Origin of the sequence: Bacillus pumilus (assembly GCF_038738535.1) — a bacterium.
In the GTDB taxonomy this organism is placed as follows: Bacteria; Bacillota; Bacilli; order Bacillales; family Bacillaceae; genus Bacillus.
Genome location: NZ_CP046128.1, coordinates 88,118 through 105,642, shown reverse-complemented (window position 1 = coordinate 105,642; position 17,525 = coordinate 88,118). Strand labels below are relative to the sequence as shown.

At 47.6% G+C, this 17,525-nt stretch carries 8 protein-coding genes, 9 tRNA genes and 6 rRNA genes; all 23 read right to left on the bottom strand.

Annotated features, from left to right (window positions below; translation table 11 throughout):
* Positions 1-3: 3 nt before the first annotated feature.
* Positions 4-561 carry a UvrB/UvrC motif-containing protein gene (locus tag GKC25_RS00575; protein WP_034665655.1) on the bottom strand — a complete coding sequence of 186 codons (558 nt, stop codon included), beginning with the start codon at positions 559-561 and terminating at the stop codon, positions 4-6.
* 14 nt (positions 562-575) lie between these two features.
* Positions 576-1,040: a CtsR family transcriptional regulator gene (locus tag GKC25_RS00570; RefSeq protein ID WP_003217184.1), complete on the bottom strand. Its 465-nt coding sequence runs from the start codon at positions 1,038-1,040 to the stop codon at positions 576-578.
* Between the two features lie 177 nt (positions 1,041-1,217).
* A 5S ribosomal RNA gene (gene rrf, locus GKC25_RS00565) occupies positions 1,218-1,333 on the bottom strand.
* Positions 1,334-1,394: 61 nt separating this feature from the next.
* Positions 1,395-4,325 (bottom strand): 23S ribosomal RNA (locus GKC25_RS00560).
* Positions 4,326-4,507: 182 nt separating this feature from the next.
* Positions 4,508-6,056: ribosomal RNA gene (locus tag GKC25_RS00555) — 16S ribosomal RNA — on the bottom strand.
* A 170-nt stretch (positions 6,057-6,226) separates the two neighbouring features.
* Positions 6,227-6,302, bottom strand: a tRNA-Ala gene (locus tag GKC25_RS00550).
* An 8-nt stretch (positions 6,303-6,310) separates the two neighbouring features.
* Positions 6,311-6,387 (bottom strand) — tRNA-Pro (locus GKC25_RS00545).
* A gap of 7 nt (positions 6,388-6,394) precedes the next feature.
* Positions 6,395-6,471 (bottom strand) — tRNA-Arg (locus GKC25_RS00540).
* 12 nt (positions 6,472-6,483) lie between these two features.
* Positions 6,484-6,569: transfer RNA gene (locus GKC25_RS00535), tRNA-Leu, on the bottom strand.
* A gap of 12 nt (positions 6,570-6,581) precedes the next feature.
* Positions 6,582-6,653, bottom strand: a tRNA-Gly gene (locus tag GKC25_RS00530).
* A 30-nt stretch (positions 6,654-6,683) separates the two neighbouring features.
* Positions 6,684-6,766, bottom strand: a tRNA-Leu gene (locus GKC25_RS00525).
* Positions 6,767-6,774: 8 nt separating this feature from the next.
* A tRNA-Lys gene (locus GKC25_RS00520) sits at positions 6,775-6,850 on the bottom strand.
* Positions 6,851-6,887: 37 nt separating this feature from the next.
* Positions 6,888-6,963: transfer RNA gene (locus GKC25_RS00515), tRNA-Thr, on the bottom strand.
* Between the two features lie 33 nt (positions 6,964-6,996).
* A tRNA-Val gene (locus GKC25_RS00510) sits at positions 6,997-7,072 on the bottom strand.
* A 782-nt stretch (positions 7,073-7,854) separates the two neighbouring features.
* Positions 7,855-7,970: ribosomal RNA gene (rrf, locus tag GKC25_RS00505) — 5S ribosomal RNA — on the bottom strand.
* Positions 7,971-8,031: 61 nt separating this feature from the next.
* Positions 8,032-10,962 (bottom strand): 23S ribosomal RNA (locus tag GKC25_RS00500).
* Between the two features lie 182 nt (positions 10,963-11,144).
* Positions 11,145-12,693, bottom strand: a 16S ribosomal RNA gene (locus tag GKC25_RS00495).
* Together the 16S, 23S and 5S rRNA genes with 9 tRNA genes alongside form the textbook arrangement of a ribosomal RNA operon.
* A 343-nt stretch (positions 12,694-13,036) precedes the next feature.
* Complete coding sequence (gene lysS / locus GKC25_RS00490) at positions 13,037-14,536, bottom strand: lysine--tRNA ligase (RefSeq protein WP_034665772.1); 1,500 nt, start codon at positions 14,534-14,536, stop codon at positions 13,037-13,039.
* Positions 14,537-14,626: 90 nt separating this feature from the next.
* Complete coding sequence (gene dusB, locus GKC25_RS00485; protein WP_034665771.1) at positions 14,627-15,628, bottom strand: tRNA dihydrouridine synthase DusB; 1,002 nt, start codon at positions 15,626-15,628, stop codon at positions 14,627-14,629.
* Complete coding sequence (locus GKC25_RS00480) at positions 15,621-15,854, bottom strand: helix-turn-helix domain-containing protein (protein WP_034665770.1); 234 nt, start codon at positions 15,852-15,854, stop codon at positions 15,621-15,623. The genes dusB and GKC25_RS00480 overlap by 8 nt, the downstream gene beginning before the upstream one ends.
* Complete coding sequence (folK, locus tag GKC25_RS00475; RefSeq protein WP_034665768.1) at positions 15,806-16,309, bottom strand: 2-amino-4-hydroxy-6-hydroxymethyldihydropteridine diphosphokinase; 504 nt, start codon at positions 16,307-16,309, stop codon at positions 15,806-15,808. Before folK ends, GKC25_RS00480 begins: the two co-directional genes overlap by 49 nt.
* Positions 16,306-16,668, bottom strand: a complete 363-nt coding sequence (gene folB / locus GKC25_RS00470; protein WP_034665765.1) for a dihydroneopterin aldolase — start codon at positions 16,666-16,668, stop codon at positions 16,306-16,308. Before folB ends, folK begins: the two co-directional genes overlap by 4 nt.
* On the bottom strand, positions 16,661-17,518 hold the full coding sequence (folP, locus tag GKC25_RS00465) for a dihydropteroate synthase (RefSeq protein WP_034665762.1): 858 nt from the start codon (positions 17,516-17,518) through the stop codon (positions 16,661-16,663). Before folP ends, folB begins: the two co-directional genes overlap by 8 nt.
* Positions 17,519-17,525 lie beyond the last annotated feature (7 nt).

Genomic DNA, 17,525 nt, shown 5'->3' with positions numbered 1-17,525 from the left:
TTGTTAATCTCCCTCCCTCTGCTGAGATTGCTCATGCTCTAGTGCACGAATTTGATCTCGAACTTCCGCTGCTTTTTCGAACTCTTCTTGTTCAATTAACTGCTTCAGCTCTTGCTGCATCAACTCAAGTTTCCGGCGGACATGAAGACTGCCGGCAATCCGTTTAGGCACTTTTCCATTATGGACTGTATTTCCACTATGGACTTTCCGTAAAACAGGGTTCAGATACTGATCAAATGAACGATAGCATTCTGCACAGCCAAAACGGCCTGTTTTTCTGAATTGTTGAAAGGTTAAGCCACACTTAGGACATTGATCCACTTCTCTCGCTTCTTGAAAAATAGAAGATCCCTTATTAGCACTTGTGGTAAAGCTAGGATCAATATTCAATAAACCTGATAATAAGTTGTGAATCGAGAAACCTTGGTTTCCACTCATAGCATATGAATCACTGTTTTCTTTTGCACATTGTTCACATATGTGCATTTCTTGTTTTTCTCCATTTATAACTTTCGTAAAGTGAAAAGTGGCTGGTCTCTCATTGCATTCTTGACAAATCAATCTTTTCACCCGCTTTACTTTAATTTCAAAGCATTTAACATCGCTTTCATCATCCGAGCTCTCAATTCATCTCGTTCAGGTAAATCAATGTGCAAAACAGAACGGTCCATGACACTGATCATCATCTTTGCTTCTCTTTCAGATAAAATATTATTTTCTACAAGACGCATGATGATATGATCAGAGGCAGCCTGTGATAAACGATGATATATTTGGGAAATAATGTTGTTCAATAAGTCGACTTCATCATTCATTTTGACTTTAATGATGCGGATATAGCCACCGCCGCCACGCTTACTTTCAACGATATAGCCTCTCTCGCTCGTAAAGCGTGTATTGATAACATAGTTAATTTGTGAAGGTACGCATTGAAACTTATCTGCAATTTCATTGCGCTTAATTTCTAATATTTCTCGACCATTCTGATCCAAGACTTCCTTCAAATACTGCTCGATGATATCAGAAATATTTTGTGCCACTCCGCCTCCTCCTCCATTGACTTTGACTATATTTGACTTTAACCTTACTATAAATTTTTTCAATCGATTTTTCAAGATAATCGCTCAACTAAGAATATTATTTCCACATTTATATGGTGTCAAACCTCTCAAAAACACAAAAAAAACCAGTTCCGTATGGAACTGGTCCTTAGAAGAGCTTGGCGGCGTCCTACTCTCACAGGGGGAGACCCCCAACTACCATCGGCGCTGAAGAGCTTAACTTCCGTGTTCGGTATGGGAACGGGTGTGACCTCTTCGCTATCGCCACCAAACCTGATGGAGAGAATGTTCTCTCAAAACTAGATAACAATGTTCATGCTTCACATTAGAATATAGGTTAAGTCCTCGATCTATTAGTATCTGTCAGCTCCACGTGTCACCACGCTTCCACCTCAGACCTATCAACCTGATCATCTTTCAGGGATCTTACTTCCTTGCGGAATGGGAAATCTCATCTTGAGGGGGGCTTCATGCTTAGATGCTTTCAGCACTTATCCCGTCCGCACATAGCTACCCAGCGATGCCCTTGGCAGAACAACTGGTACACCAGCGGTGCGTCCATCCCGGTCCTCTCGTACTAAGGACAGCTCCTCTCAAATTTCCTGCGCCCGCGACGGATAGGGACCGAACTGTCTCACGACGTTCTGAACCCAGCTCGCGTACCGCTTTAATGGGCGAACAGCCCAACCCTTGGGACCGACTACAGCCCCAGGATGCGATGAGCCGACATCGAGGTGCCAAACCTCCCCGTCGATGTGGACTCTTGGGGGAGATAAGCCTGTTATCCCCGGGGTAGCTTTTATCCGTTGAGCGATGGCCCTTCCATGCGGAACCACCGGATCACTAAGCCCGACTTTCGTCCCTGCTCGACTTGTAGGTCTCGCAGTCAAGCTCCCTTGTGCCTTTACACTCTGCGAATGATTTCCAACCATTCTGAGGGAACCTTTGGGCGCCTCCGTTACATTTTAGGAGGCGACCGCCCCAGTCAAACTGCCCACCTGACACTGTCTCCCTGCCCGATAAGGGCAGCGGGTTAGAAGGTCAATACAGCCAGGGTAGTATCCCACCGATGCCTCCACCGAAGCTAGCGCTCCGGTTTCCAAGGCTCCTACCTATCCTGTACAAGCTGTACCAACATTCAATATCAGGCTGCAGTAAAGCTCCACGGGGTCTTTCCGTCCTGTCGCGGGTAACCTGCATCTTCACAGGTACTATAATTTCACCGAGTCTCTCGTTGAGACAGTGCCCAGATCGTTGCGCCTTTCGTGCGGGTCGGAACTTACCCGACAAGGAATTTCGCTACCTTAGGACCGTTATAGTTACGGCCGCCGTTTACTGGGGCTTCAATTCGCACCTTCGCTTACGCTAAGCGCTCCTCTTAACCTTCCAGCACCGGGCAGGCGTCAGCCCCTATACTTCGCCTTACGGCTTCGCAGAGACCTGTGTTTTTGCTAAACAGTCGCCTGGGCCTATTCACTGCGGCTTCTCGGGGCTTTAACACCCTAAGAAGCACCCCTTCTCCCGAAGTTACGGGGTCATTTTGCCGAGTTCCTTAACGAGAGTTCTCTCGATCACCTTAGGATTCTCTCCTCGCCTACCTGTGTCGGTTTGCGGTACGGGCACCTCTCACCTCGCTAGAGGCTTTTCTTGGCAGTGTGGAATCAGGAACTTCGCTACTAAATTTCGCTCGCCATCACAGCTCAGCCTTTACGGGAAACGGATTTGCCTATTTCCCAGCCTAACTGCTTGGACGCGGATATCCAATACCGCGCTTACCCTATCCTCCTGCGTCCCCCCATTGCTCAAATGGTGAGGAGGTGGTACAGGAATATCAACCTGTTGTCCATCGCCTACGCCTTTCGGCCTCGGCTTAGGTCCCGACTAACCCTGAGCGGACGAGCCTTCCTCAGGAAACCTTAGGCATTCGGTGGACGGGATTCTCACCCGTCTTTCGCTACTCATACCGGCATTCTCACTTCTAAGCGCTCCACCAGTCCTTCCGGTCTGACTTCACAGCACTTAGAACGCTCTCCTACCACTGTTCGTCAGAACAGTCCGCAGCTTCGGTGATACGTTTAGCCCCGGTACATTTTCGGCGCAGAGTCACTCGACCAGTGAGCTATTACGCACTCTTTAAATGGTGGCTGCTTCTAAGCCAACATCCTGGTTGTCTAAGCAACTCCACATCCTTTTCCACTTAACGTATACTTTGGGACCTTAGCTGGCGGTCTGGGCTGTTTCCCTTTCGACTACGGATCTTATCACTCGCAGTCTGACTCCCAAGGATAAGTCATCGGCATTCGGAGTTTGACTGAATTCGGTAACCCGGTAGGGGCCCCTAGTCCAATCAGTGCTCTACCTCCGAGACTCTTACCTTGAGGCTAGCCCTAAAGCTATTTCGGAGAGAACCAGCTATCTCCAGGTTCGATTGGCATTTCACCCCTACCCACACCTCATCCCCGCACTTTTCAACGTGCGTGGGTTCGGGCCTCCATTCAGTGTTACCTGAACTTCACCCTGGACATGGGTAGATCACCTGGTTTCGGGTCTACGACCACGTACTCATGCGCCCTATTCAGACTCGCTTTCGCTGCGGCTCCGCATCTTCTGCTTAACCTTGCACGGGATCGTAACTCGCCGGTTCATTCTACAAAAGGCACGCCATCACCCATTAACGGGCTCTGACTACTTGTAGGCACACGGTTTCAGGATCTATTTCACTCCCCTTCCGGGGTGCTTTTCACCTTTCCCTCACGGTACTGGTTCACTATCGGTCACTAGGGAGTATTTAGCCTTGGGAGATGGTCCTCCCGGATTCCGACGGAATTTCACGTGTTCCGCCGTACTCAGGATCCACTCTGGAGAGAACAACATTTCAGTTACAGGGCTGTTACCTTCTTTGGCGGGCCTTTCCAGACCTCTTCGCTTATATCGTTCCTTTGTAACTCCGTATAGAGTGTCCTACAACCCCAAGAGGCAAGCCTCTTGGTTTGGGCTGTTCCCGTTTCGCTCGCCGCTACTCAGGGAATCGCATTTGCTTTCTCTTCCTCCGGGTACTTAGATGTTTCAGTTCCCCGGGTATGCCTTCTCATACTCTATGTATTCAAGTATGGATACTACTCCATTACGAGCAGTGGGTTTCCCCATTCGGAAATCTCCGGATCAAAGCTTGCTTACAGCTCCCCGAAGCATATCGGTGTTCGTCCCGTCCTTCATCGGCTCCTAGTGCCAAGGCATCCACCGTGCGCCCTTTCTAACTTAACCATTTCTTACTTTAGAAAGAATCACTATGTGTGATGAACTTTGCATTGCATTCAATGTGAATGTATTACTTATTGTTATCTAGTTTTCAAAGAACAATCCTGTCTCGCTAGAGACATATCTTGAAGGAATGATCCTTCAAAACTAAACAAGACGAAAACGTACGCTGCTCCATATATCCTTAGAAAGGAGGTGATCCAGCCGCACCTTCCGATACGGCTACCTTGTTACGACTTCACCCCAATCATCTGCCCCACCTTCGGCGGCTGGCTCCATAAAGGTTACCTCACCGACTTCGGGTGTTGCAAACTCTCGTGGTGTGACGGGCGGTGTGTACAAGGCCCGGGAACGTATTCACCGCGGCATGCTGATCCGCGATTACTAGCGATTCCAGCTTCACGCAGTCGAGTTGCAGACTGCGATCCGAACTGAGAACAGATTTATGGGATTGGCTAAACCTTGCGGTCTCGCAGCCCTTTGTTCTGTCCATTGTAGCACGTGTGTAGCCCAGGTCATAAGGGGCATGATGATTTGACGTCATCCCCACCTTCCTCCGGTTTGTCACCGGCAGTCACCTTAGAGTGCCCAACTAAATGCTGGCAACTAAGATCAAGGGTTGCGCTCGTTGCGGGACTTAACCCAACATCTCACGACACGAGCTGACGACAACCATGCACCACCTGTCACTCTGTCCCCGAAGGGAAAGCCCTATCTCTAGGGTTGTCAGAGGATGTCAAGACCTGGTAAGGTTCTTCGCGTTGCTTCGAATTAAACCACATGCTCCACCGCTTGTGCGGGCCCCCGTCAATTCCTTTGAGTTTCAGTCTTGCGACCGTACTCCCCAGGCGGAGTGCTTAATGCGTTAGCTGCAGCACTAAGGGGCGGAAACCCCCTAACACTTAGCACTCATCGTTTACGGCGTGGACTACCAGGGTATCTAATCCTGTTCGCTCCCCACGCTTTCGCTCCTCAGCGTCAGTTACAGACCAGAGAGTCGCCTTCGCCACTGGTGTTCCTCCACATCTCTACGCATTTCACCGCTACACGTGGAATTCCACTCTCCTCTTCTGCACTCAAGTTTCCCAGTTTCCAATGACCCTCCCCGGTTGAGCCGGGGGCTTTCACATCAGACTTAAGAAACCGCCTGCGAGCCCTTTACGCCCAATAATTCCGGACAACGCTTGCCACCTACGTATTACCGCGGCTGCTGGCACGTAGTTAGCCGTGGCTTTCTGGTTAGGTACCGTCAAGGTGCGAGCAGTTACTCTCGCACTTGTTCTTCCCTAACAACAGAGCTTTACGATCCGAAAACCTTCATCACTCACGCGGCGTTGCTCCGTCAGACTTTCGTCCATTGCGGAAGATTCCCTACTGCTGCCTCCCGTAGGAGTCTGGGCCGTGTCTCAGTCCCAGTGTGGCCGATCACCCTCTCAGGTCGGCTACGCATCGTCGCCTTGGTGAGCCATTACCCCACCAACTAGCTAATGCGCCGCGGGTCCATCTGTAAGTGACAGCCGAAACCGTCTTTCATCCTTGAACCATGCGGTTCAAGGAACTATCCGGTATTAGCTCCGGTTTCCCGGAGTTATCCCAGTCTTACAGGCAGGTTACCCACGTGTTACTCACCCGTCCGCCGCTAACATCCGGGAGCAAGCTCCCTTCTGTCCGCTCGACTTGCATGTATTAGGCACGCCGCCAGCGTTCGTCCTGAGCCAGGATCAAACTCTCCGAGGTATGCAGGATGCATATCACACATGCGTTGCTACACGATGTAGCGAACTTAGCATGTGATCATTTCCTGCCTCGCCAGTTTGACTGACTACCTATGATATATCATAGGATTTTTTTATAAAAACTCGAATTAACAGGTACGTTTTGTCTTGTTTAGTTTTCAAAGATCATATTGGTGGAGCCTAGCGGGATCGAACCGCTGACCTCCTGCGTGCAAGGCAGGCGCTCTCCCAGCTGAGCTAAGGCCCCATAAAAGATGGTCGGGAAGACAGGATTCGAACCTGCGACCCCTTGGTCCCAAACCAAGTGCTCTACCAAGCTGAGCTACTTCCCGATCTTAATGGCGCGCCCGAGAGGAGTCGAACCCCTAACCTTTTGATCCGTAGTCAAACGCTCTATCCAATTGAGCTACGGGCGCTTATTTTTATAATGCCGAGGGCCGGACTTGAACCGGCACGGTAGTCACCTACCGCAGGATTTTAAGTCCTGTGTGTCTGCCAATTCCACCACCCCGGCGTGGATGGTATAAGCGGAAGACGGGATTCGAACCCGCGACCCCCACCTTGGCAAGGTGGTGTTCTACCACTGAACTACTTCCGCATTACAGGATTTCTTTATGTTATTTGGCAATGCGGGTGAAGGGACTTGAACCCCCACGTCATAAAGACACTAGATCCTAAGTCTAGCGCGTCTGCCAATTCCGCCACACCCGCATGAAACATGGTGAGCCATGAAGGACTCGAACCTTCGACCCTCTGATTAAAAGTCAGATGCTCTACCAACTGAGCTAATGGCTCTCTTTAAAAGCGACTTGTCTATCTTACCATATGAAAGTGGTGCCGGCAAGAGGACTTGAACCCCCAACCTACTGATTACAAGTCAGTTGCTCTACCAGTTGAGCTACACCGGCTTTATCTATTCTAACATTATGTAAGAATAAATATGGTGGAGGATGACGGGCTCGAACCGCCGACCCTCTGCTTGTAAGGCAGATGCTCTCCCAGCTGAGCTAATCCTCCATATTGTGTTGTCATTTCGAATGTCTCTCGATCCGACAAATAGTATTATATAACGATAAGATATTGTTTGTAAAGACTTTTTTAAAATAATTTTTGAATTTATTTTAACGTTGTTTTTTCATCTTTTCGTTAAGGCACCTAAAGAATTCTACCACTTGTCTCATCATTTTAAAAGTCTTTTTTTCATCTTTTTATGTTTTTTTGTTAAAAAGGGCTCTAATAAAGCTTTATTGATGGGAAATTACCCTTTTCAAGCTTTTTACATGCTTATTTTATTCAATATATCTTCTCATACAAATCATTTAGAGAAGGAATTCTTTTATTATTTTATTTTTCTGAGAAATCATTTTCATGTAAAAATATCCTTAAATGATGCTGTTTCTTTACTATCTTCAATATCAAAGTGTTACTAGGGTATCAAGTTAGTGTTGATTCTTTCTTATTCTTACTTAGAGCGAGCGAAAAATTCAACTGTAAGTGTTGCGATACTCAGTCATCTAGTGTGTCTCTAAATAGTCCTCTGTATCTGGCTGCCAAAGAAAATTCTTATTAGCTGCTTTCTATGCTTTTGATCTTCATCCTAAACGAATTGAACGGCCGACCCACAACAACAGCTGCGTTGTTCAATGAAAATACATGAAAGTGAGACGGACAGAAAGATCAACTTATCGATAAGGCATTTACTAAATCATCACTTCTCACTTTACAAAGTGATTTAATAGAAGTAATTTTTTCAAAAACACAAAAAAGACCAGTTCCGTATGGAACTGGTCCTTAGAAGAGCTTGGCGGCGTCCTACTCTCACAGGGGGAGACCCCCAACTACCATCGGCGCTGAAGAGCTTAACTTCCGTGTTCGGTATGGGAACGGGTGTGACCTCTTCGCTATCGCCACCAAACCTGATGGAGAGAATGTTCTCTCAAAACTAGATAACAATGTTCATGCTTCACATTAGAATATAGGTTAAGTCCTCGATCTATTAGTATCTGTCAGCTCCACGTGTCACCACGCTTCCACCTCAGACCTATCAACCTGATCATCTTTCAGGGATCTTACTTCCTTGCGGAATGGGAAATCTCATCTTGAGGGGGGCTTCATGCTTAGATGCTTTCAGCACTTATCCCGTCCGCACATAGCTACCCAGCGATGCCCTTGGCAGAACAACTGGTACACCAGCGGTGCGTCCATCCCGGTCCTCTCGTACTAAGGACAGCTCCTCTCAAATTTCCTGCGCCCGCGACGGATAGGGACCGAACTGTCTCACGACGTTCTGAACCCAGCTCGCGTACCGCTTTAATGGGCGAACAGCCCAACCCTTGGGACCGACTACAGCCCCAGGATGCGATGAGCCGACATCGAGGTGCCAAACCTCCCCGTCGATGTGGACTCTTGGGGGAGATAAGCCTGTTATCCCCGGGGTAGCTTTTATCCGTTGAGCGATGGCCCTTCCATGCGGAACCACCGGATCACTAAGCCCGACTTTCGTCCCTGCTCGACTTGTAGGTCTCGCAGTCAAGCTCCCTTGTGCCTTTACACTCTGCGAATGATTTCCAACCATTCTGAGGGAACCTTTGGGCGCCTCCGTTACATTTTAGGAGGCGACCGCCCCAGTCAAACTGCCCACCTGACACTGTCTCCCTGCCCGATAAGGGCAGCGGGTTAGAAGGTCAATACAGCCAGGGTAGTATCCCACCGATGCCTCCACCGAAGCTAGCGCTCCGGTTTCCAAGGCTCCTACCTATCCTGTACAAGCTGTACCAACATTCAATATCAGGCTGCAGTAAAGCTCCACGGGGTCTTTCCGTCCTGTCGCGGGTAACCTGCATCTTCACAGGTACTATAATTTCACCGAGTCTCTCGTTGAGACAGTGCCCAGATCGTTGCGCCTTTCGTGCGGGTCGGAACTTACCCGACAAGGAATTTCGCTACCTTAGGACCGTTATAGTTACGGCCGCCGTTTACTGGGGCTTCAATTCGCACCTTCGCTTACGCTAAGCGCTCCTCTTAACCTTCCAGCACCGGGCAGGCGTCAGCCCCTATACTTCGCCTTACGGCTTCGCAGAGACCTGTGTTTTTGCTAAACAGTCGCCTGGGCCTATTCACTGCGGCTTCTCGGGGCTTTAACACCCTAAGAAGCACCCCTTCTCCCGAAGTTACGGGGTCATTTTGCCGAGTTCCTTAACGAGAGTTCTCTCGATCACCTTAGGATTCTCTCCTCGCCTACCTGTGTCGGTTTGCGGTACGGGCACCTCTCACCTCGCTAGAGGCTTTTCTTGGCAGTGTGGAATCAGGAACTTCGCTACTAAATTTCGCTCGCCATCACAGCTCAGCCTTTACGGGAAACGGATTTGCCTATTTCCCAGCCTAACTGCTTGGACGCGGATATCCAATACCGCGCTTACCCTATCCTCCTGCGTCCCCCCATTGCTCAAATGGTGAGGAGGTGGTACAGGAATATCAACCTGTTGTCCATCGCCTACGCCTTTCGGCCTCGGCTTAGGTCCCGACTAACCCTGAGCGGACGAGCCTTCCTCAGGAAACCTTAGGCATTCGGTGGACGGGATTCTCACCCGTCTTTCGCTACTCATACCGGCATTCTCACTTCTAAGCGCTCCACCAGTCCTTCCGGTCTGACTTCACAGCACTTAGAACGCTCTCCTACCACTGTTCGTCAGAACAGTCCGCAGCTTCGGTGATACGTTTAGCCCCGGTACATTTTCGGCGCAGAGTCACTCGACCAGTGAGCTATTACGCACTCTTTAAATGGTGGCTGCTTCTAAGCCAACATCCTGGTTGTCTAAGCAACTCCACATCCTTTTCCACTTAACGTATACTTTGGGACCTTAGCTGGCGGTCTGGGCTGTTTCCCTTTCGACTACGGATCTTATCACTCGCAGTCTGACTCCCAAGGATAAGTCATCGGCATTCGGAGTTTGACTGAATTCGGTAACCCGGTAGGGGCCCCTAGTCCAATCAGTGCTCTACCTCCGAGACTCTTACCTTGAGGCTAGCCCTAAAGCTATTTCGGAGAGAACCAGCTATCTCCAGGTTCGATTGGCATTTCACCCCTACCCACACCTCATCCCCGCACTTTTCAACGTGCGTGGGTTCGGGCCTCCATTCAGTGTTACCTGAACTTCACCCTGGACATGGGTAGATCACCTGGTTTCGGGTCTACGACCACGTACTCATGCGCCCTATTCAGACTCGCTTTCGCTGCGGCTCCGCATCTTCTGCTTAACCTTGCACGGGATCGTAACTCGCCGGTTCATTCTACAAAAGGCACGCCATCACCCATTAACGGGCTCTGACTACTTGTAGGCACACGGTTTCAGGATCTATTTCACTCCCCTTCCGGGGTGCTTTTCACCTTTCCCTCACGGTACTGGTTCACTATCGGTCACTAGGGAGTATTTAGCCTTGGGAGATGGTCCTCCCGGATTCCGACGGAATTTCACGTGTTCCGCCGTACTCAGGATCCACTCTGGAGAGAACAACATTTCAGTTACAGGGCTGTTACCTTCTTTGGCGGGCCTTTCCAGACCTCTTCGCTTATATCGTTCCTTTGTAACTCCGTATAGAGTGTCCTACAACCCCAAGAGGCAAGCCTCTTGGTTTGGGCTGTTCCCGTTTCGCTCGCCGCTACTCAGGGAATCGCATTTGCTTTCTCTTCCTCCGGGTACTTAGATGTTTCAGTTCCCCGGGTATGCCTTCTCATACTCTATGTATTCAAGTATGGATACTACTCCATTACGAGCAGTGGGTTTCCCCATTCGGAAATCTCCGGATCAAAGCTTGCTTACAGCTCCCCGAAGCATATCGGTGTTCGTCCCGTCCTTCATCGGCTCCTAGTGCCAAGGCATCCACCGTGCGCCCTTTCTAACTTAACCATTTCTTACTTTAGAAAGAATCACTATGTGTGATGAACTTTGCATTGCATTCAATGTGAATGTATTACTTATTGTTATCTAGTTTTCAAAGAACAATCCTGTCTCGCTAGAGACATATCTTGAAGGAATGATCCTTCAAAACTAAACAAGACGAAAACGTACGCTGCTCCATATATCCTTAGAAAGGAGGTGATCCAGCCGCACCTTCCGATACGGCTACCTTGTTACGACTTCACCCCAATCATCTGCCCCACCTTCGGCGGCTGGCTCCATAAAGGTTACCTCACCGACTTCGGGTGTTGCAAACTCTCGTGGTGTGACGGGCGGTGTGTACAAGGCCCGGGAACGTATTCACCGCGGCATGCTGATCCGCGATTACTAGCGATTCCAGCTTCACGCAGTCGAGTTGCAGACTGCGATCCGAACTGAGAACAGATTTATGGGATTGGCTAAACCTTGCGGTCTCGCAGCCCTTTGTTCTGTCCATTGTAGCACGTGTGTAGCCCAGGTCATAAGGGGCATGATGATTTGACGTCATCCCCACCTTCCTCCGGTTTGTCACCGGCAGTCACCTTAGAGTGCCCAACTAAATGCTGGCAACTAAGATCAAGGGTTGCGCTCGTTGCGGGACTTAACCCAACATCTCACGACACGAGCTGACGACAACCATGCACCACCTGTCACTCTGTCCCCGAAGGGAAAGCCCTATCTCTAGGGTTGTCAGAGGATGTCAAGACCTGGTAAGGTTCTTCGCGTTGCTTCGAATTAAACCACATGCTCCACCGCTTGTGCGGGCCCCCGTCAATTCCTTTGAGTTTCAGTCTTGCGACCGTACTCCCCAGGCGGAGTGCTTAATGCGTTAGCTGCAGCACTAAGGGGCGGAAACCCCCTAACACTTAGCACTCATCGTTTACGGCGTGGACTACCAGGGTATCTAATCCTGTTCGCTCCCCACGCTTTCGCTCCTCAGCGTCAGTTACAGACCAGAGAGTCGCCTTCGCCACTGGTGTTCCTCCACATCTCTACGCATTTCACCGCTACACGTGGAATTCCACTCTCCTCTTCTGCACTCAAGTTTCCCAGTTTCCAATGACCCTCCCCGGTTGAGCCGGGGGCTTTCACATCAGACTTAAGAAACCGCCTGCGAGCCCTTTACGCCCAATAATTCCGGACAACGCTTGCCACCTACGTATTACCGCGGCTGCTGGCACGTAGTTAGCCGTGGCTTTCTGGTTAGGTACCGTCAAGGTGCGAGCAGTTACTCTCGCACTTGTTCTTCCCTAACAACAGAGCTTTACGATCCGAAAACCTTCATCACTCACGCGGCGTTGCTCCGTCAGACTTTCGTCCATTGCGGAAGATTCCCTACTGCTGCCTCCCGTAGGAGTCTGGGCCGTGTCTCAGTCCCAGTGTGGCCGATCACCCTCTCAGGTCGGCTACGCATCGTCGCCTTGGTGAGCCATTACCCCACCAACTAGCTAATGCGCCGCGGGTCCATCTGTAAGTGACAGCCGAAACCGTCTTTCATCCTTGAACCATGCGGTTCAAGGAACTATCCGGTATTAGCTCCGGTTTCCCGGAGTTATCCCAGTCTTACAGGCAGGTTACCCACGTGTTACTCACCCGTCCGCCGCTAACATCCGGGAGCAAGCTCCCTTCTGTCCGCTCGACTTGCATGTATTAGGCACGCCGCCAGCGTTCGTCCTGAGCCAGGATCAAACTCTCCGAAAAAGTACAAAACCGAAGTTTTGTTTTTCGTCAGTGTTTGACTGACTACCTATGATGTATCATAGGATTTTTTTATAAAAACTCGAATTAACAGGTACGTTTTGTCTTGTTTAGTTTTCAAAGATCATTTTCGTTATCGCTCGTAAGCGACTTTAATATCATAACATTTCGTATCGGTTAAAGTCAAGAACTTTTTTCAATTTCTTTTTTAACCTCGTTGCTGTTTTGCGGCAACGAATAATAATATACCATCTTGATTCTTTCCTTGCAATAGTTTTTTTAAAAAAAGTTTCATTTTATGAAAAATAAAAAGCACCATAGTTAAAATGGCGCTTTGAGTGATGTATTAACGGTTTCTCATTTGTGGGAAAAGCAGTACATCTCTGATTGATGGAGAATTTGTTAATAGCATGATTAACCGGTCGATACCGATTCCTAGACCGCCTGTTGGAGGCATACCATATTCTAATGCTTCAACAAAATCGTCATCCATTAGATGCGCTTCGTCATTCCCTTCTTCACGTTCTTTTAATTGAGCTTCGAATCGTTCTCTTTGATCGATTGGATCGTTAAGCTCTGTGAATGCATTAGCATGCTCACGGCGTACGATAAATAGTTCAAAGCGATCAGTGAAGCGAGGGTCTTCAGGATTTTTCTTAGCTAATGGAGAAATCTCCACTGGGTGTCCGTAAATAAATGTAGGCTGAACCAATGTTTCTTCTACTTTTTGCTCGAAGAACTCATTGATGATATGACCTACTGTCATGTTTTTCGTGATTTCAATTCCGTGATCAGCGGCATGCTGCTTCGCTTCTTCAACAGACATCTCCTGCCAGAAGTCTACACCAGTTGCTTCTTTGACCGCTTCAACCATATGGAGTCTCTTCCATTCAGGCTTGAGATCAATTTCATCTTCTCCATATTGAATAGTGGTTGTTCCTAGTACCTCTTCGGCAATATGAGCAATCAGGTTTTCAGTTAGGTTCATGATGTCTTTGTAATCTGCGTAAGCTTCGTACAGCTCGATCATAGTGAATTCTGGGTTATGACGAGTTGATACACCTTCGTTACGGAATACACGGCCAATCTCGTATACTTTCTCTAGACCACCGACAATCAGGCGTTTTAAGTGCAGTTCAATCGCAATACGCATATAAAGCGGCATATCCAGTGCATTGTGATGAGTAATGAAAGGACGTGCTGATGCACCACCAGGGATGCTGTGCATTGTTGGTGTTTCAACTTCTAGGTATCCTTTAGAATCTAAGTATCTTCTCATGGATTGAATGATCTTGCTTCGCATGATGAACGTCTGCTTACTTTCTGGATTTACAATCAGGTCAAGGTAGCGCTGACGATAACGTTGTTCAACATCTTTGAGTCCATGATATTTATCAGGAAGCGGGCGAAGTGCTTTTGTGAGAACCTCAAAGCTAGTCGCTTTAATAGAAAGTTCTCCTACGTTCGTTTTAAATACCATTCCTGTTACACCGATGATATCGCCTAGGTCTGAGCTTTTGAATAACTCGTAAGCTTCTTCTCCTACACTATCTTTACGAACGTATATTTGAATTTGTCCTTCTAAGTCTTGTATATGCGCAAAGCCAGCTTTCCCTTTTCCTCGCTTTGTCATCATACGTCCAGCGATTGTCACTTGGGCAGACTTTTCTTCTAAGTCTTCTTTAGAAAACTCATCAAATTCAGCGATAATTTGTGCGGATTGATGAGAACGGTCATATCGTTCACCGAATGGATCGATACCCTCTTCTCTCATTTTATTCATTTTGTCACGTCTGACCTGGAATTGGTCATTTAATTCTTCGTTATTAAGCCCTTCATTACTCATTTATATCACTCCAATAATTTATTTTGCAGAGAAAAGCAGAAAAACTGCCAGTACATGCACTAGCAGTGAGCTACAAAAAGAAAGATAGTCTTATCCTACTTTTATACTTTGAAGCTCTTTTGCCTCGGCTTCGATCGTAAAGTCATCAAGAACTTGTACAAGCTCCGCTCTCGTTTCACTTTGATTGATTTGATTTCTTACGTCCGCATTGCCTCGGACACCTTTTAAGTACCATGCTGCGTGCTTTCTCATTTCTCTGACAGCCACGTGTTCGCCTTTTAGGTCAATGAGTCTGTCTAAGTGAAGTTTGCACACTGACATCTTCTCACGTACATTTGGCTCTTCTTTTAGTTCACCCGTTTCTAAATAATGAACCGTTCGATAGATCATCCACGGGTTTCCTAGCGCGGCTCTTCCGATCATGACAGCATCTACACCCGTTTCATCAAGCATTCGTTTTGCATCTTGAGGGGTTTTGACATCTCCATTGCCGATGACAGGAATGGAAACAGATTGTTTGACCTCTTTTATAATATCCCAATTCGCTGTTCCTTCGTACATCTGCACACGTGTCCGTCCGTGAAGCGCAACCGCTTGTCCACCTGCTCGTTCAACAGCACGGGCATTGTCGATAGCGAAGATATGATCTTCGTCCCAGCCCATTCTCATTTTCACCGTAACAGGTTTATCTACAGCATCTACAACAGCAGAGACCATTTCATAAATCTTGTTTGGATCAAGCAGCCATTTCGCTCCTGCATCACATTTCGTAATCTTCGGTACAGGACAGCCCATGTTAATATCAATAATGTCCGCTGTGGTGTTCTGGTCTACAAACTTTGCCGCTTCGACGAGTGTGTCTTTTTCACCTCCAAATATCTGAAGGCTCAAAGGCTTTTCCCGTTCATCAATGTATAGCATACCCATTGTTCTTGCATTGTTGATCAGGATCGCCTTGTCACTGACCATTTCAGCGCAGACTAAACCCGCTCCAAACTCTTTAACTGTCAGTCTGAAGGCAGAGTTGCACACACCAGCCATAGGCGCGAGCACCACTTTGTTTTTAATGTCGATATCTCCGATTTTAAACATCATTTCCCCTCCTTCCTTCTTCAAGAATTGGCGAAAGTTCTTCCACCGTTATATTTAAAGCATCTGCTATTTGACCAACCAATTGGTTTGTTGGTAATCGATTGCCTCGCTCAATTTCTCCTAAGACAGAGACAGAGATGCCTAGTCTTTTCGCGAACCCTTCCTGAGTATACCCTTTTAGCTTTCGGTATGCACGAATTCTTCTACCCCACATGTCTTTTTCCATATGCTTACACCTTCTTGGTCTGTTACGGCATTTATTTGTACTTCGCCGATTTCTGGGCAAATCTCACTCATCGGAACAAGAACGAATAAACGTTCGTACATTCTAGGATGTGGTACTACAAGCTGTTCTGTTTCAATATTTTCACGATTATAAAGTAAAATGTCAAGGTCAGCCGTTCGCGGTCCCCATCTCACTTCTCTTGTTCTGCCTAACTCTTGCTCGATTTTCTGAGTAAGTGCCAGTAGTTCATTTGGACGAAGCGAAGTGGAAATTTTCACAGCCATATTTAAAAAGTCATCTTGGTTTTCGTAACCTACAGGTGTTGTTTCATATATAGAGGAGATCAATTCTACTTGAACCTCTGGATGTTCGTGCAGTTTTTTGACAGCTTCTTTTAAATAGGTTTCCTTTTTACCTATGTTCGATCCTAAAGCGATGTATGCAGTATTGTTCATGTGCGTGATCTCGTCATTTCAATTGCAACGGACTGATAGTGTCCTGGAATTGGCGGATCTGGTTTGATTACCTTTACTGTACATTCCTGAACTGTCGGAAAGTCCTTTAACACTTGGTTCGCAATTCTTTCTGTCAGTGTTTCAACGAGGTTGACTGATTCACCTTCTACAATGCTTTTGCAGATTTGGTAGAGCTCTGCATAATTAATGGTCTCATTGAGGTCATCAGTTTGTCCGGCTTTACTTAAATCAAGTGAAGCTGTTAAATCCACACGGAATCGCTGTCCTAATTTATTTTCTTCTGCAAATACGCCGTGGTAGCCGTAAAATTCCATTCCATTTACATATACTTTATCGATGATAAGCGCCTCCCTTATTCAGCATGGCATCCATCATTTTTGCCATTCTTGCGATTTCTTTTACATCATGTACGCGAACCATCGCACTGCCTTTTTGAATCCCAAGGCAGACCGTAGCCCCCGTTCCTTCCGTACGTTCTTCAGGCGGCAGGTCTAAGACAGCTCCGATGAATCGTTTTCGAGATGTAGCTAAGAGCAGTGGATAACCAAGGTGACAAAAATGTTCGAGCTCATTCATGACCATCAGGTTGTCCTCTTTATTTTTCGCAAAACCTACACCTGGATCTAATATGATCATGTCATCACGGACACCCGCTTGTTTCGCAATTTGAACACTTTCTTTCAAATCTGCGATCATATCTGAAATCAGATGTGTGTAGTTTCGCTCTGGCCGATTGTGCATTAAAATAATCGGCACATTGTGCTTCGCTGCCACATGCGCCATTTGAGGATCTGCCTTCGCTCCCCATACATCATTAATGATGGAAGCTCCAGCTTTCACCGCTTCATCTGCAACATGGGCTTTATACGTATCAATGGAAATCGGTACATCCAATTCTTTAGTGATCTTTTCAATGACGGGAATGACTCTTGAAAGCTCCTCTTGTTCTGAGACAAGTGCCGCTCCTGGGCGAGTCGATTCTCCGCCAATATCAATCATATGCGCCCCGTCTTCTATCAGCTGTGCTGCATGAGCCAGCGCTTTATCCACTTGATTAAACTTTCCTCCATCTGAAAAAGAGTCAGGTGTGACATTTAAAATGCCCATGACCAATGTCTTTTCTTCATAACTAAGGGTGTGGTGCTTGGCTTGTATGATTTTAGGCTGTTTTATCACTTGTTGTGTCATTGTGTCC

Excerpts from the sequence above, each read along its gene's own strand:
- folK (WP_034665768.1), bottom strand. The coding sequence starts at position 16,309 with ATGAACAATACTGCATACATCGCTTTAGGATCGAACATAGGTAAAAAG.
- dusB (WP_034665771.1), bottom strand. The coding sequence starts at position 15,628 with ATGTTTAAAATCGGAGATATCGACATTAAAAACAAAGTGGTGCTCGCG.
- GKC25_RS00480 (WP_034665770.1), bottom strand. The coding sequence starts at position 15,854 with ATGGAAAAAGACATGTGGGGTAGAAGAATTCGTGCATACCGAAAGCTA.
- lysS (WP_034665772.1), bottom strand. The coding sequence starts at position 14,536 with ATGAGTAATGAAGGGCTTAATAACGAAGAATTAAATGACCAATTCCAG.
- folP (WP_034665762.1), bottom strand. The coding sequence starts at position 17,518 with ATGACACAACAAGTGATAAAACAGCCTAAAATCATACAAGCCAAGCAC.